The sequence below is a fragment of the Chelativorans intermedius genome, from assembly GCF_025398255.1.
Lineage (GTDB): Bacteria > Pseudomonadota > Alphaproteobacteria > Rhizobiales > Rhizobiaceae > Chelativorans > Chelativorans intermedius.
Window position 1 is genome coordinate 1 of record NZ_JAODNW010000014.1, and the last position, 16,018, is coordinate 16,018.

Below are 16,018 nucleotides of genomic sequence, written 5' to 3' on the forward strand. Positions count from 1 at the left end.
GGCTGGTCCGGCTGAGGCTGCGCGAACATGACGAAGCTTCTGACGATACTGGAGAAATTCGCCTACACTCTCCGGCCGACCGATGCCGTCATGCAACTCCAACTCACCGGAGAACCGCATGACGACCCACGATCCCATCCCCGCGCGCCTGGCTGCGCTGAAGACCGCTACGACGCTGGAACTGAAGGCGCAGTGGCGCGACTTGTTCGACAGCGAGCCGCCGCCGTTCAACCGACGCTACCTGGAGAGCCGGCTGGCCTATCGGATCCAGGAGCTGGCCTATGGTGGCCTGAAGCCCGAGACAATCCGTCGGCTGGAGCGGCTGGGCGAGGAACTGGATGGTGGCGACCGCAAGAAGAGTCGCGTCCGCGCCGATGCCATGCCCATCGCCGGCACCCGGCTGATCCGTGAGTGGCAGGGCGTCGAGCACGTCGTCACCGTCACCGCGGACGGCTTCGAATGGCAGGGCCGCCCGTACAAGTCGCTTTCGGCCATCGCGCGGGCGATCACCGGGACGCGCTGGAACGGCTGGGTCTTCTTCGGGCTCAAGAACCGGAGGGCGCGGACATGACCAAGCCGATCGTCCGCAAACAGCGCTGCGCGATCTACACCCGGAAATCCTCTGAAGAAGGACTCGAGCAGGAGTTCAACAGCCTCCACGCCCAACGCGAGGCCTGCGAGGCATACATCGCCAGCCAGCGCTCCGAGGGCTGGGTGCCCGTCCGCGATCAGTATGATGACGGCGGGATCTCGGGCGGCACGCTTGAACGCCCCGGGCTGCAGCGGCTGCTGGAGGATATCGAGGACGGGCTCGTCGACGTGGTGGTGGTCTACAAGATCGATCGACTCAGCCGGTCGCTCGCCGACTTCGCCAAGCTGGTCGAGGTGTTCGACCGGAACGGCGTGACCTTCGTCTCGGTGACGCAGTCGTTCAACACCACGACCTCGATGGGCCGCCTGACGCTGAACATCCTGCTGTCGTTCGCCCAGTTCGAGAGGGAGGTCACCGCCGAGCGCATCCGCGACAAGGTCGCTGCAAGCCGGAAGAAGGGGATGTGGATGGGCGGGGTGCCGCCCTACGGATATCGCGTTGAGAACCGGAAGCTGGTCGTCGACGACGAGAGCGCCGAGCACGTACGCTGGATCTTCGCTCGCTTCCTCGAGATCGGCTCGGGGACCGAACTGGCGCGGGAGGTCGCAAAACGCGGCATCCGCACGCCGCGCGGCAACCGGATCGACAAGAAGTATCTCTACCGGATGCTGAACAACCGCGCCTATATCGGCGAGGCGGTCCACAAGGGCAAAAGCTATCCGGGCGAGCATGACGCGATCATCGACCGCGAGACCTGGGACCGTGTGCACGCCATCTTGCAGGAAAGCCCGCGCAAGCGCGCTGCCCGCACGCGGGCGGAAACACCGGCGTTGCTGAAGGGGCTGTTGTTTGGCCCCGACGGCGCGGCCTTCTCCCCGACCCACACCCGAAAGGGCGACCGGCTCTACCGCTACTATGTCAGCCAGACGGTGCTGAAGCATGGCGCCGGTGCCTGTCCGATCGGTCGCGTGCCCGCCGGCGAGATCGAGGCCGCCGTCATCGACCGGCTGCGCACGGTGTTCCGCCAGCCCGAGATCGTGGCCGGGACGTGGAAAGCGGCGAAGGCGCAGCAGGGCGGCATCACGGAGGCCGATGCCCGCGCGGCCCTGCAGCAGCTGGACCCGCTATGGGACGAGCTTTTCCCTGCCGAGCAGGCACGCATCGTGGCGCTGCTCGTGGAGCGGATCGACATCGGCGCCGAAGGGCTCGAGATCCGGCTGCGCGTCGATGGGCTGAGCGGCCTCGCGCGCGAGATGCTGGCCGGTGAAACGGGAGCGGCAGCATGAAACCCGCGCCCGAGACCATCACCCTGCACGTCCCTTTCCGCATCGCAAAGCGCGGCGGGCGCAAGGAGGTGCAGTTGCCCGACGGCGCGCCGGTGCAACGCCGAACCGACAACACCCTGGTCAAGGCGCTGGCCCGCGCCTTCCGCTGGAAGCGGCTGCTGGAATCCGGCGAGTTCAACACCATCAATGAGTTGGCCGAGCGCGAGGGCATTGCGCCGTCCTACATGACCCGCGTCCTGCGCCTCACCCTTCTCGCCCCCGTCATCGTCGAGGCGATCCTGGATGGCCGACAGGGACCGGAAGTGACGCTGGGGCGGCTGCTGAAGGGGTTTCCGGTGGAGTGGGAGGCACAGCAACCATCTTTTCACAAGGTCGAATAGCAGGCCTTTTGCAAACAGCTTCGCACGCGTCCATCCATAAACGCCATCCTGCTTGCCCGCTCTCCTGGACGTCCGACAGCGCGGCAACTTTCAATTTCCGATTGATTCCAATGGCCATTTCGGCCACTTCTTGGGCCGGGAGGACCACCCATGACCGCACTTTCCGCCCGCGACGCCAAGTACAACTTCGGCCGTCTGATCGACCTCGCCCGCGCCGAGCCGGTGGTGGTCGAGAAACACGGGCGCCCGGTCGTGGTGGTCCTGTCCGTCGAAGAATACGAAAGGCTGACCGGCAACAAGGTCGCCCCATCCCGACTGGAAGGCGAGGAGTGATGGCAACGAACAACAACGCCCCCTTGGGCATCGAGGCAGAGCTGTTCAAGGCCGCCGACAAGCTGCGCGGCAACATGGAGCCATCGGACTACAAGCACGTCGTCCTCGGCCTGATCTTCCTGCGCCACATCTCGGAAAGCTTCGAGGCCAAGCACGCCGAGCTGATGGCGGAATACCCCGAGGGCGCCGAGGACCGCGACGAATACCTCGCCGACAACATCTTCTGGGTGCCGAAGGAGGCCCGCTGGTCCCACCTGCAGGCCAACGCCAAACAGCCCACCATCGGCAAGCTCATCGACGACGCCATGCTGGCGATCGAAAAGGACAACCCCTCGCTCAAGGGCGTGCTGCCCAAGGACTATGCCCGCCCCGCGCTCTCGGCAATCATGCTGGGCGAGCTGATCGACCTCATCGCCAACATCTCCACCCGCACCGAGAAAGGGCAGGAGCGCGACCTCTTCGGCCGCGTCTACGAATACTTCCTCAAGGAGTTCGCCGGCTCCGAAGGCAAGCGCGGGGGCGAGTTCTACACCCCCCGCTCGGTCGTGAAAACGATGGTCGAGATGCTCCAGCCCTACAAGGGCCGCGTCTATGACCCCTGCTGCGGCTCGGGCGGCATGTTCGTGCAGTCCGAACGCTTCGTCGAGGCCCATGGCGGCCGCATCGGCGACATCGCCATCTACGGACAGGAGAGCAACCACACCACCTGGCGGCTGTGCCGGATGAACCTTGCCGTGCGCGGGATCGACGCCGACATCCGCTGGAACGCCGAGGGCTCCTTCCACAAGGACGAGTTCCCCAGCCTCAAGGCCGACTTCATCCTCGCCAACCCGCCCTTCAACGTCTCCGACTGGGGCGGCGAGCGCCTGCGCGACGATCCGCGCTGGAAATATGGCGTGCCGCCCAGGGGCAACGCCAACTTCGCCTGGCTCCAGCACATCCTGCACCACCTCTCGCCCACCGGCACGGCGGGCGTGGTGCTGGCCAACGGCTCGATGTCCTCCACCCAGTCGGGCGAGGGCGAGATCCGCAAGGCGATGATCGAGGGCGAAGTCGTCGACTGCATGATCGCCCTGCCGGGGCAGCTGTTCTATTCAACCCAGATCCCGGTCTGCCTGTGGTTCCTGGCGCGCGACAAGTCGAACGGCATCGCGCGCGACCGCAAGCTGCGCGACCGGCGCGGCGAGATCCTGTTCATCGACGCGCGCAAGTTGGGCCACATGGTGGACCGCACGCGGCGCGAGTTTTCCGACGCGGACATCGCGAAGATCGCCGACACCTATCATGCCTGGCGCGAGGGCGAAGGCTATGCCGACGTGCCGGGCTTCTGCAAGGCGGCCACCCTCGAGGAGGTGCGCCAGCACGGATACGTGCTGACCCCCGGCCGCTATGTGGGGATCGAGGCGGCCGAGGAGGACGAGACGCCCTTTGCCGAGCGCTTCGCGTCCTTGCAGGAGCAGCTGGATGCACAGTTCGCCGAGGCCGAGGCGTTGACGGCGCGGATTCGCGAGCGGCTGGCGGGGGTGGTGGTCCATGGGTGAGTGGCGACAATCGACGTGGGGCGACGAGATATCCCTTGAATACGGCAAGGCAATCAGGGGCTATCAGGAGGCATCCGGTCCCTACCGGGTTTTTGGCACGAACGGGCCTGTTGGATGGACAGACGAACCGCTCGCATCGGGACCCGGGGTTATTCTCGGGCGCAAGGGCGCATACCGAGGCATTCATTATTCGAAGCATCCATTTTTCGTTATCGACACAGCGTATTACGTTAAGCTGAAGTCTGGCGATCTCGACATGCGATGGGTCTACTACGCAATGATCCATTATCGCTTGGGTGAAATCGACGACGGATCACCAATTCCATCTACAACCCGAGCTGCCGTTTACCCCTGCAAACTTTCCATTCCACCCCTCCCTGAACAGCGCGCCATTGCCGGTGTACTCTCCGCCCTCGACGACAAGATCGAGCTGAACCGGAAGATGAACGCCACGCTCGAGGCCATGGCGCGGGCGCTGTTTCGCGACTGGTTCGTGGATTTCGGCCCGACCCGCGCCAAAATGCAAGGCCGCCCCCCCTACCTCGCCCCCGAAATCTGGTCCCTCTTCCCCGACCGGCTCGACAATGAAGGGAAGCCCGAGGGGTGGGAGATGGGCACGCTGGGGGATGTGGCAGAGTCGCCCCGTCGTGGCGTCAAGCCGAGCGAAATACCAGAAGACACACCATACATCGGGCTGGAGCACATGCCCCGCCGCTCCATCGCCCTTTCGGAGTGGGAAGGCGCCGGAAAGGTGACGAGCAACAAGTCGGCCTTCCGCAAAGGCGAGTTCCTGTTCGGCAAGCTCCGTCCGTATTTTCACAAGGTCGGCGTAGCCCCAGTCGATGGCATATGCTCCACCGACATTGTGGTAGTTCGCCCAAAGCGGAAGGAGTGGTTGGCTTACACGCTCGCCTGCATCTCCTCCGACGATTTCGTCGAGTTCACGAATGCCGCCTCAACAGGCACGAAGATGCCGCGCACGAGCTGGAACGCGATGTCCACCTACGAAACCTGCCTTGGCACAGAGGAGGTTGCCGCCGCGTTCAATCACCTCGTCGCGCCGATGATCGAAAGTATCATCGCCAACATCCATGAATCCCGCACTCTCGCCCAGACCCGCGATCTGCTTCTGCCCAGGCTTATGTCCGGCGAAATCCGCGTGGCCGAGGCCGAGAAGATTGTGGAGGAGGCGCTGTGATGACAAACACACGAGGCAGCGTTCGTCGCAGTCTACACACCATGACACTTGACAGGATCGTCAAATCGACCACATATGAGGAGATATCACCCTCGGCGCTTCGGTGCCGGGGCGCGCGGCGGCCCCAGTGGCCGCTGCTGCTTTTTCGGGGGTTCGCATGAGAACCCATGTCTATATCGACGGCTACAACCTCTATTATGGCTGCCTCAAGCGCACGCCCTACAAGTGGTTGAATATCCATGCGCTTTGCTGCGCGCTCCTGCCGCAGAACGACATCCGGGCGATCCGCTACTTCACTGCGCAGGTCAGCGGCACGCCGCATGACCCCGATCAGCCCACCCGCCAGCAGACGTATTTCCGCGCCCTGCGAACGCTTCCGCAGGTCAGCATCCATCTTGGCCATTTCCTGACCCATGAAGTGACCATGCCCGACGCCGCCGACTGGAAAAACGGGCGCTACACCGGGCGTCAGGTCATGAAGACCGAGGAAAAGGGCTCTGACGTCAACCTCGCAACTTACCTGCTGGTCGACGCGTTTGACGATGCCTTCGACGTGGCGGTGATCGTCAGCAACGACAGCGACCTGAAGGAGCCGATCTCGGTTGTTCGGAACCGGTTCGGAAAGACAATCGGGATCCTCAACCCCCAGAAGCGTGTGAGCCGGGCGTTGAAGCCATACGCGCATTTCATCAAGCAGATCAGACCCGGCGTCCTCAAGAACTCACAGTTCCCCAACACGATGCAGGATGCGAAGGGACAGTTCCACAAGCCGACGCGCTGGTAGGAGGCCGTCCCAGATACGGAGGCGCTGAAAAGTAGAAGTTTAAGATTTGAGGCCGGAAATATTCATGACTTTCCTCACCGAAGACGACATCGAAAAGGCCCTGATCGCCAGGTTCGGCGAGCTTGGGTATGCGAACGCGCCCGATGCCATCATTGGCCCGGACGGAACGGCGCCCGAGCGAGCGGCCTATGATGATGTCATCCTGCGTGGACGTCTGGAAGCGGCGGTCGAACGGCTGAACCCCCACATTCCGCCAGAGGCGCGCGAGGAGGCCATCAAGCAGGTTCTGGGGTCGGAAAGCGCTTCGCTGGTCGAGGAAAACCGCAGGCTTCACCGGCTGATTGTCGAGGGTATGGACGTGGAGTTCCACGCCGAGGACGGCACCATACGCGGCGACAAGGTGCGCCTCGTTGATTTCGACGAGCCGGACGCCAACGACTGGCTGGTCGTCGACCAGATGGTCGTGATCGAGAGCGGCCGCAACCGCCGGCCCGACGTGGTGGTCTTCGTGAATGGCCTGCCGCTTGCCGTGGTCGAGCTCAAGAACCCGGGCGCCGAGACGGCAACGCTCACCACCGCCTACAATCAGCTTCAGACCTACAAGGCCGAGATTCCTTCGCTCTTTCGGACCAACGCAGTGTTGGTGACGTCCGACGGCACGCTGGCGCGGGTCGGGTCGCTCACAGCCAACGAGGAGCGCTTCATGCCGTGGCGCACTACCGACGGGCGCGAGGTGGCGCCGAAGGGCAGCCCCGAGATGGACGTGCTGATCGAGGGTGTCTTCGAGAAGCGGCGCTTCCTGGAGCTCATCCGCGACTTTACGGTGTTCGGCGACACCGGCTCGGGCATCGTCAAGATCATCGCCGGCTACCACCAGTTCCACGCGGTCAAGAAGGCGGTTCAAAGCACGCTGCGCGCAACCGCCATCGACGGCGACCGCAAGGCCGGGGTGATCTGGCACACGCAAGGTTCGGGAAAGAGCCTGCTCATGGCGTTCTTTGCAGGCCAGCTGGTGCGGCAGCCGCAGATGGAGAACCCGACCATTGTCGTGCTGACCGACCGCAACGATCTTGACGATCAGCTGTTCCAGACCTTTTCCATGTGCCGCGACCTTATCCGCCAGACGCCCGAACAGGCGGAAAGCCGTGAGCATCTGCAACAGGTGCTGGACCGTGTCTCTGGTGGGATCATCTTCACGACCCTGCAGAAACTGTCGGAAGGCAAGATGACCGACCGGCGCAACGTGATCGTCATCGCCGACGAAGCCCACCGGAGCCATTATGGATTCCGGGCAAAGATCGACCCGAAGACCGGCAAGCGCACCTATGGTTTCGCGAAACTCCTCCGAGATGCGCTGCCCAATGCGTCTTTCATCGGCTTCACCGGAACGCCGATCGAAAAGGACGATGTGAACACCCCCGCCGTCTTTGGCGACTACATCGACATCTACGACATCACCCGCGCGGTCGAGGATGGCGCGACGGTGCCAATCTACTACGAGAGCCGCCTGGCTCGCATCGAGCTACCCGAGGAGGAGAAGCCGAGGATCGATGCCGAGATCGAGGCGCTGACCGAAGACGAAGCCCTGACTGAGCAGGAGAAGCTCAAGCAGAAATGGTCAAACGTCGAGGCGCTGGTTGGAGCCGAGAAGCGCCTGAAGATGGTCGCGGCCGACATCGTCGAGCATTTCGAGCGGCGGCTCGCCGCGCTCGATGGCAAGGGCATGATCGTCTGCATGAGCCGGCGCATCTGCGTCGCGCTTTACAACGAGATCATTGCGCTTCGTCCCGAGTGGCATTCCGACGATGACAATGCCGGCGTCATTAAGATCGTGATGACAGGGTCGGCATCGGATCCGGCGGATTGGCAACCACACGTCGGCAACAAGGCGCGCAGGGATCTGATCGCGAAGCGCGCCAAGGATCCGGACGATCCGCTGAAACTCGTGATCGTTCGCGACATGTGGCTGACCGGCTTCGACGCCCCGTCGATGCACACAATGTACATCGACAAGCCGATGCAGGGTCACGGGCTGATGCAGGCCATCGCTCGAGTGAACCGCGTCTTCCGGGACAAACCCGCTGGTCTCGTGGTGGATTACATCGGGATCGCGCAAAGCCTGAAGAACGCGCTGGGCCAGTATTCCGAGAGCGACCGGCGCCAGGCCGGCATCGATGAGGCCGAGGCGGTGGCGGAAATGCTGAAGCGTTACGAGGTCGTTCGGGATCACTTCCATGGATTCGACTACAGCCAAGCCTTGAAGGGGGAACCGTCAGATCGCCTCCGGACGCTCGCCGCAGCAATGAACTGGATCCTGGAGCGCCAGCACGCGGCAGCCGCCAAGGAGGCAGACGAAGAAGCAAGAAAGAAGGCTCTTCGGCGGTACCAAGACGACGTCCTTGCGCTATCGAAAGCGTTCGCCTTGGCAGCGGCCAGCGAAGAGGCCCAGACCATTCGTGATGAAGTCGGTTTCTTCCAGGCCGTTCGGGCGGCGCTTGTAAAGGCGACGCAAGGGACAGGTGGCTCGGCGGCCGACAAGCGCCTTGCCGTTCAGCAGATCATCGATAGGTCCGTGGTTTCAACAGAGATCGTCGATATCCTCTCGGCGGCCGGCCTCAAGTCGCCAGATATCTCGATACTTTCGGATGAATTTCTGGCGGAAGTCCGGCAGATGGAGCAGAAGAACCTCGCGCTTGAGGCGCTCAAGAAGCTGCTCAACGACGAGATCAGTGCTCGCGCCCGGTCAAACGTCGTCGAGAGCAAGAAGTTTTCTGAGCGGTTGGAGCAGGCCGTTGCGCGGTACCACACGAATGCGATCAGCACTGTCGAAGTGCTCCAAGAGCTGATCGAACTGGCGCATGACATTCGAGAGGCCAGGAAGAGGGGCGAGGAAGAAGGCCTGACCGAGGAAGAGATCGCCTTCTACGACGCTCTCGCCACCAATGAAAGCGCGATCGAGGTCCTTGGGAACGATTCACTCAAGCTGATCGCGCACGAGCTTCTGGAGAGCCTCAAGTCGAACGTGACTGTGGACTGGTCCCATCGCGAGTCCGCAAGGGCACGCATGCGGGTTCTGGTGAAACGCATCTTGCGTAAGTACGGGTATCCTCCAGACCTGCAGGACGCTGCGATCAGGACCGTTCTGCAACAGGCGGAAGCGCTGTCTTCGCAATGGGCCAATTGAGTGCCGTTGGTTCGAGAAAACAATGTTGATTTGAACCCACCGCGAGGCGCGGCACCGCTGGCAGCGCGCTCCACACCCGTCGGGACGCTGGCGAACGTCCGATCCCGGTCATTTCTGCGAGAATGCCACCCACATCAAAGTGTTCAGGTTTCGTTACAAAATAATGACGTGTTTCCAGAGCCTTGCGAAAAATTCACCAAATCTGCGCAGTCAACAGGTTCAGAGAGTATCGGCCCTGAGAGAGCGCTTTCTGACCTCTTGGCCCAGAGGCCAGTGCTCAGCCTCTCCCGCATAACCCTCGAAAACAACGGAAAAATCCGGCCGCAGCCGGATGGGGAGAACGCTTTCGCGGGGGCAAGTGGCGGAGAGGATGGGATTCGAACCCACGAGGCCCTTTTGGGGCCTACTCCCTTAGCAGGGGAGCGCCTTCGACCACTCGGCCACCTCTCCTTCAAGGCTGGGTGCTGGATAAAGAAAAGCAGCGGCACAATCAACAACGAGTTGCACGCTTCTCACATTCGCCTGGCGCGGCGTCACCCGGATGCCGCGGCGCGCCGCGAGTCGCTGCTTGCCATGCAGGTATCCACAGGCAGCTGGAGGGCGGCGATTCGCGCCGTCTGGCGGGTGCCGGCGCGGGAAACCCGCCTTCTCCGGCGTTTTCCACTCGCGACGCACGCCCCAATCGTTGACGTTTCCTTTCCGCAGCCTGCGCAAACGTGGCTTTTGTGCAACAGGTTGTGCCGATAGAGCTTGCCGCGACCCGTGAGAGGGGCAATCGTGGTTGATCACCGGCGCGGCGTGAGTAATGTCGGCTGCGGAAGAAGGAGCGCCGGGGGCGCAACTTTTTCATACCTGTGGGGATGGGCAGGGAACGCTGTCCTTCAGCAAATATACCCAGACCCATATTTAGAACTTTTGACTGGAGGTCAGAAAATGAACATCAAGAGCCTTCTCATCGGCTCGGCGGCGGCAACCGTCGCTGCGACGGGCGCCCAGGCGGCCGACCCCATCTTCGTTCCGGAACCGGAGCCGATGGAATATGTCCGCGTCTGCGACGTCTATGGCGCCGGCTTCTTCTACATCCCGGGCACCGAAACCTGCCTCAAGATCGGCGGCTATGTCCGCTACGAGATCGGTGCGCGCGGCGATTTCGACGGCCTGCTCGACGATGGCGGCTGGGCCAAGCTGGCTCGCGCCACGCTGACGGTCGACGCCCGCTCGGAGACCGAGTACGGCACGCTCGGCGGCTTCATCGAGATCCGCGCCGATTCCACGGGTGGTACCGTAACGAAGTTCCCGAATACCGACTTCCCCTACAATGTGAACGAGGGCAACGCCCTTTCGCAGGGGATCGATTCCGGCGCGCGCGTGCAGCAGGCGATCATCTCGCTGGGCGGCCTTTCCATGGGTCTCAGCGACACGCTGTATGACGCCGGCCTGTCGGGCGAGTTCGACCAGGGCGGCGGCGACCGCGTCCACTTCATCCGCTACACATACGATGCGGCCAACGGCTTCTTCGTCTCTCTTGCGCTCGAAGAGGCGGACGAAGACTACGACTACGCGCCGAACGTGGTCGGCAACATCGGTGTGGTTCAGGGCTGGGGCAGCATCAACGTGTGGGGTGCCTACGACGCCACGGCCGAGGAATGGGCCGCCAAGGCGATCGCGAAGGTCAACGCCACCGAGCAGCTCTGGTTCGAGGCGATCGGTACCTACGAAAGCGGCATCAACTTCTACTCGGTCGACCCGTTTGGCGGCCTGGGCACTGGTCTGGCCTCGCTCGACCCGGTTGATCCGCGCGTCGGTGCCGAGTGGAGTGCCGGTGGTCTTGTCGGCTATCAGGTCAACCCGCGCTTCAAGGCGTCGATCGGCGCTCAGTACTTCAGCAAGGTTGGCCACGATGTCGGCACCACCCTCTTCGGTGGCGATGTGAACGCCATCCGCGCCGGTGCGACCTTCGACTACGAGATCGTCGAGAACTTCAACACGAAGCTTGCGGTCAACTACACCAAGTTCGACACGCCGGACGGCCGCGACCCGGATCAGTGGCACGGCTTCCTGCGCTTCGACCGCAACTTCTAAAAAGAGAAGACGGTCCGAAGAACTTGGAAACCCGGCGGGCGACCCCCGCCGGGTTTTCCTTGCTCGTCCTTGGCAGGTTGGGTGATGCGAACGGCGCCTTCCCGAACGGCTATCACAGCGTCCGCCGCTCGGCGCGGGTGAAGAAGGCATCGATGCGCCGGGGCAGGTCGCCGGTCTCCAGAAGCGGCGCATGGCCCTGGCCCTCTACGGTGAGGGTCTCCATCTCCGGGTGCCGCCGGGCCATTTCCGAGAGTGTGTCCACGGACAGCAGGGTGGAGTTGGCGCCGCGGATCGCCAGCACGGGGATTGCCTTCAGCCCCTCGAATTGCGGCCACAGCGCCGGCAGCGGCCGGCTCAGATCGACCCCTCTCAGCGTCTTGAGAAGCCGGCGGTCGAAATCGGCCACGGGGCGCCCGTCCTCGAAGCGGTAAAGCGCCCGTGTCTGTCGCTCCCAGTCGGCATCGGCAAGCGCGCTGAAAGCCTCGCCGTGCACCGCCTTCAGCACCCGGATGGCATCGGCCAAGTCCTGCGGTTTCGGTGCATTTTCCAGATAGCTGCGGATGTGCGCCAGCCCGGCGCCCTCGATCACCGGACCGATGTCGTTGAGCACGACCGCCTTCAGCGCCGCCGGCCGCAGCGCCGTCAGCGCCATGATGACGAGCCCGCCGCGCGAGGTGCCGATGAAGGCGGCATGGGGAATTCCGAGCACGGTGAGCCCATCGCGGATGTCGGCGGCCTCTCTCGCCACCGTATAGTTGCGCCACTGCGGGTCGGGATCGCTGCCGCCACGCCCGCGATAGTCGAAGGCGATCACCTGGCGCGGGCGTTTCTCGTTGCCCGCAAGGGCCAGGGCGAGAGCATGGAAATCGCGCACATTGCGGGTCAGCCCCGGCAGGCAGACCACCGGCAGCCGACCCTCCACGCGCCTGCCATAGAGGCGTGCGTGCAGCCTCAACCCGTCGCTCGATGTGTAGAAGAAATCGTTGAACCCTTCCCCCAAACCCGCTCCCTTGCTTTCGACCGTCCTCAGCGCCCCATCACCAGGTCGTGTTCGATGTCGAAGGGGGCGCCGAGCTGCGCCTTGTAGACCTGATAGCTCTCCATCACGCGCTGCACATAGTTGCGGGTCTCGGTAAAGGGGATGCGTTCGATCCAGTCCACCACCTCCTCCACCGGCCTGCCGCGCGGGTCGCCATAGCGGGCGATCCACGCCTCGGCGCGGCGCGGACCGGCATTGTAGCCGACGAAGGTGAGAATGTAAGAGCCGTCAAAACGGTCGAGCTGCTCGCCGAGATAGGCCGCGCCGAGCGTCGCGTTGTAGCCGGCGTCTGCCGTCAGCCGTGGCGGCGCATAGGCAAGGCCGGTCTTTGCCGCCATGGCCCTGGCGGTCGCCGGCATGAGCTGCAGAAGCCCGCGGGCACCGGCGCCGGAGACTGCGCCGGCATTGAACTCGCTTTCCTGGCGGGCGATGGCGTAGGCCAGAGCCTCGCCGCTGCCCGAAAGCACGGCGCTTTCCGGTATCGCGCCCAGGGGATGGGTCAGCATTCCCGTCTCAAGTCCGCGCGCGCTGGCCGTCTTGGCGATGCGCAGCGCCAGATGGTGGTCGCCGCGTGCCTCGGCCATGCCCGCCAGAAGCGCCAGTTCCCCGGCGCTCGGCAGCGCCTGCGCCAGATCCCGGTAGAGGAGGGCGGCAAGGCGGTTTTCGCCGATGGCCTCCAGCTTTCCGATCGCCTGCACGGCCTTGCGCGCGCCGAAGCGCCGGCGTTCCTCCTCCGAGGGTTGCGGCCTGGACGTATCGAGGGAGGACAGGCCGAGCCGCGCGGCGGCGAGCTGGCCGTAGAAGGTTGTGCCATGGACGGCGGCCTTGCGGTAATAGGCGTCCGCCTTGCCGGGCCCATCCGCTTCCACCGCCCGCCCCAGCCAGTAGAAGGCGCGGGCACGCGAGATCGGCCCTTCGGCAATCTGCGCGATACGGGAAAAGTGGTGCGCCGCGGCGTTCGCATCACCGAGGCTGCGCAGCGCATACCACCCGGCGTGAAAGGCCGCATCCGCCTGGCTGGCGGGGCTGCCGCCCGCATGCGCGGCGGCGACGCGATAGGCCATCCTCGCCTCCCCGATGTCCAGAAGCTCGCGCGAAAGCACCCGCCGCTCGAACCACCACGCGTCCGGGTCGATGAGCGCGTCCGGCTCCACGGGAGCGGAGAGCATCGCCTCCGCGGCCTCGAGAAACTGCCCGCTGCGGCGCAGTTGGCGCACCTTCGCGAAGAGGTAGCCGGTCGAGCGTTCGCTTTCCGGCACCGCTTCGAGGAGTGCGCCCGCCTCCGGTCGGTTGCGGATCACCGCCGCCCAGGCGCGCACGAGCGCCTGACCGCCGACCAGACCGGCCATCCGCTCGGCCGAGCGCACGCGTTCCTCGTAGAGCATACGCTCCATGCGGTATCGATGGTCCGCCGCCGGAATCAGGTCGCCGAATTCCGCGACGATGGCGAGTTCCTGCCGCGCATTCAGCGTCTTCTCGCGCCAGAAGGGAGAAAGAACGGCACGCGCGGCCTCTCGGTCGCCCAGCGCCAGATGCGCGCGCGCCAGCGCGACCGTGGCCTCGAAGGTGACGGGCTGCCGGCCGGCGAACGCATCGGCAAGCGCCTCTGCCGGCGGGTTCTCGCGGGCAAGCGCCCGCTCGCGCTGAAGGGCAAGCCGCGCCATGCCGGGCCAACCTGCAAGCGTGCGCGCGATCTGCGCGATTTCCTCGCTGCCGACCCCGGCGTGGCCGGAAAGGGCGATCGCCCAGCCCAGGATATCTCGCTCGACGGATCCCCGCTTGAGGGCCGCGCGCACCCCCCTTGCGCCTGCCAAATCCCCCCGCGAAAGGGCCGAAAGTCCCTCCTGAAGCACCGCAAGGCGCCCCTTCGAACGCAGCATTTCCGGCGCGAAGGGGGGTATTGTCCCCGCCCGCTGCGGCGGTGCATAGGGCAGTGGAGGGTTCTGCGGAAGCTCCACGCCTTGCGCTGAGGCAGCCGCGGCGGCAACCCCCAGCATGAGTGCCGCAAGCCCGGTTCTGCCCATCGCCGCAGCCGCAATTCGCACGGCCTTCATTGCCCGCAATCCTGTGCCAAGAACCTTCCTTTCGAGGTTCTTGCGGGCGCAGCATGGCAACACTATGGTGCCGCGCTTCATGATCGGGTAGAAGCGCCCGTCAGCGGTCCGAAAGGGTTCGGGCCGGGCAAGTCATGCGAGGAGTTTCGGGAAATGTTCAGGGGTTCCATCACAGCGCTCGTGACGCCGTTTCGCAAGGATGGAAGCCTGGACAAAGACGCTTTCCGCGCGCTTGTGGACTGGCAGATCGAAGAGGGCTCCAACGGCCTGGTCCCCGTTGGCACGACCGGCGAATCCCCGACCCTGACCCATGAGGAGCACCGCGAGGTGGTGCGGCTGTGCGTGGAAGCGGCGGCCGGGCGCGTGCCCGTCATCGCGGGGGCCGGCTCGAATTCGACGCGCGAGGCGATCGGCTTTGTCGAGCATGCGGAAAAGGTGGGTGCCGATGCGGTTCTCGTGGTCACGCCATACTACAACAAGCCTAATCAGCAGGGACTCTACGAGCATTTCGCGGCCGTGGCGCGCGCCACCAGCCTGCCGATCATCATCTACAACATTCCGCCCCGCTCGGTGATCGACATGACGCCGGAGACGATGGGCCGCCTGGTGCGCGATTTCAAGAACATCGTCGGCGTCAAGGACGCCACCGCCAAGGTCGACAGGGTGTCGGAGCAGCGCATGACCTGCGGGAAGGACTTCATCCAGCTTTCCGGGGAAGACGCCTCGGCGCTGGGCTTCAATGCCCACGGCGGCGTGGGTTGCATCTCGGTGACCGCGAATGTGGCGCCGCGCCTGTGCGCCGCCTTCCAGGCGGCCACACTCTCGGGCGACAGGGAAAAGGCGCTGGAGCTGCAGGACCGTTTGATGCCGCTGCACAAGGCGCTGTTCATCGAGCCGGGCCTTTGCGGCACCAAATACGCTCTGTCGCGTCTCGGCAAGGTCGAGAATGTCGTTCGCCTGCCGCTCGTGCCGGTGGAAGCGGCGACGGCGGAGAAGATCGACGCGGCAATGAAGCACGCCGGGCTGCTGAACTGAAGGTCGCGAACGCCTGATCCATGGCCAAGCAGAAAAACCCGAACATCCGCACGGTTGCCGAGAACCGCAAGGCGCGCTTTGCCTATGAGGTTCAGGACACGCTGGAGGCCGGCCTTGCGCTGACGGGCACGGAGGTGAAATCGCTGCGCGAGGGTCAGGCCAACATCCAGGAATCCTACGCCTCCGTCGAGGGCGGCGAGCTGTGGCTCATCAACTCCTATGTCCCCGAATATTCTGCCGGCAACCGCTTCAACCACGAGCCGCGCCGCCGCCGCAAGCTGCTCGTCTCGCGCAGGGAGCTTGCCCGTCTGGCCCAGGCGGTGGAGCGCGAGGGCATGACCATCGTGCCCTTGCGGCTCTATTTCAACGAGCGTGGCATTGCCAAGCTTCAGATTGCGCTTGCCCGCGGCAAGAAGCTGCACGACAAGCGCGAAACCGTGAAGAAGCGGGACTGGAGCCGCGAGAAGGCGCGGCTGCTGAAGGAGAGAGGCTGAGCGCAAAATAGCACGA

General features: G+C 64.3%; 13 protein-coding genes and 1 tRNA gene. 11 read left to right on the forward strand and 3 right to left on the reverse strand.

Features of this window, described 5'->3' with window-relative positions:
- Window positions 1-118 precede the first annotated feature (118 nt).
- From NYR58_RS10960 to NYR58_RS10995, 8 genes are all read left to right on the forward strand, one after another.
- Window positions 119-571 carry a DUF2924 domain-containing protein gene (locus tag NYR58_RS10960; protein WP_050473148.1) on the forward strand — a complete coding sequence of 151 codons (453 nt, stop codon included), beginning with the start codon at window positions 119-121 and terminating at the stop codon, window positions 569-571.
- Window positions 568-1,878, forward strand: coding sequence for a recombinase family protein (locus NYR58_RS10965; protein WP_261520713.1), 1,311 nt, complete (start codon window positions 568-570; stop codon window positions 1,876-1,878). Before NYR58_RS10960 ends, NYR58_RS10965 begins: the two co-directional genes overlap by 4 nt.
- On the forward strand, window positions 1,875-2,258 hold the full coding sequence (locus NYR58_RS10970) for a hypothetical protein (RefSeq protein ID WP_261520714.1): 384 nt from the start codon (window positions 1,875-1,877) through the stop codon (window positions 2,256-2,258). Before NYR58_RS10965 ends, NYR58_RS10970 begins: the two co-directional genes overlap by 4 nt.
- 150 nt (window positions 2,259-2,408) lie before the next feature.
- Entirely contained in the window at window positions 2,409-2,591 is a 183-nt protein-coding gene (locus NYR58_RS10975) for a type II toxin-antitoxin system Phd/YefM family antitoxin (protein ID WP_072746518.1), read from the forward strand.
- Window positions 2,591-4,132: a class I SAM-dependent DNA methyltransferase gene (locus tag NYR58_RS10980; protein WP_261520715.1), complete on the forward strand. Its 1,542-nt coding sequence runs from the start codon at window positions 2,591-2,593 to the stop codon at window positions 4,130-4,132. Before NYR58_RS10975 ends, NYR58_RS10980 begins: the two co-directional genes overlap by 1 nt.
- Window positions 4,125-5,330, forward strand: a complete 1,206-nt coding sequence (locus NYR58_RS10985; RefSeq protein WP_261520716.1) for a restriction endonuclease subunit S — start codon at window positions 4,125-4,127, stop codon at window positions 5,328-5,330. Before NYR58_RS10980 ends, NYR58_RS10985 begins: the two co-directional genes overlap by 8 nt.
- A 157-nt stretch (window positions 5,331-5,487) precedes the next feature.
- Entirely contained in the window at window positions 5,488-6,114 is a 627-nt protein-coding gene (locus tag NYR58_RS10990; protein ID WP_092501331.1) for an NYN domain-containing protein, read from the forward strand.
- 64 nt (window positions 6,115-6,178) lie between these two features.
- Window positions 6,179-9,298, forward strand: coding sequence for a type I restriction endonuclease subunit R (locus NYR58_RS10995; RefSeq protein ID WP_261520717.1), 3,120 nt, complete (start codon window positions 6,179-6,181; stop codon window positions 9,296-9,298).
- Window positions 9,299-9,657: 359 nt separating this feature from the next.
- Here NYR58_RS10995 and NYR58_RS11000 read toward each other — a convergent pair.
- Window positions 9,658-9,748, reverse strand: a tRNA-Ser gene (locus tag NYR58_RS11000).
- Between the two features lie 483 nt (window positions 9,749-10,231).
- Here NYR58_RS11000 and NYR58_RS11005 point away from each other — a divergent pair.
- The gene (locus tag NYR58_RS11005) at window positions 10,232-11,380 is read left to right on the forward strand and encodes a porin (RefSeq protein WP_261520718.1); all 1,149 of its coding nucleotides are present in this window, start codon (window positions 10,232-10,234) and stop codon (window positions 11,378-11,380) included.
- A 112-nt stretch (window positions 11,381-11,492) separates the two neighbouring features.
- Here NYR58_RS11005 and NYR58_RS11010 read toward each other — a convergent pair whose 3' ends face one another.
- The gene (locus NYR58_RS11010; RefSeq protein ID WP_261520719.1) at window positions 11,493-12,380 is read right to left on the reverse strand and encodes an alpha/beta fold hydrolase; all 888 of its coding nucleotides are present in this window, start codon (window positions 12,378-12,380) and stop codon (window positions 11,493-11,495) included.
- 26 nt (window positions 12,381-12,406) lie between these two features.
- Entirely contained in the window at window positions 12,407-14,473 is a 2,067-nt protein-coding gene (locus tag NYR58_RS11015; RefSeq protein WP_261520721.1) for a lytic transglycosylase domain-containing protein, read from the reverse strand.
- 153 nt (window positions 14,474-14,626) lie between these two features.
- Here NYR58_RS11015 and dapA point away from each other — a divergent pair, with 153 nt between their 5' ends.
- Window positions 14,627-15,508: a 4-hydroxy-tetrahydrodipicolinate synthase gene (gene dapA / locus NYR58_RS11020; RefSeq protein WP_261520722.1), complete on the forward strand. Its 882-nt coding sequence runs from the start codon at window positions 14,627-14,629 to the stop codon at window positions 15,506-15,508.
- A 20-nt stretch (window positions 15,509-15,528) separates the two neighbouring features.
- Window positions 15,529-16,002: an SsrA-binding protein SmpB gene (gene smpB, locus NYR58_RS11025; RefSeq protein WP_261520723.1), complete on the forward strand. Its 474-nt coding sequence runs from the start codon at window positions 15,529-15,531 to the stop codon at window positions 16,000-16,002.
- Window positions 16,003-16,018: the final 16 nt, after the last annotated feature.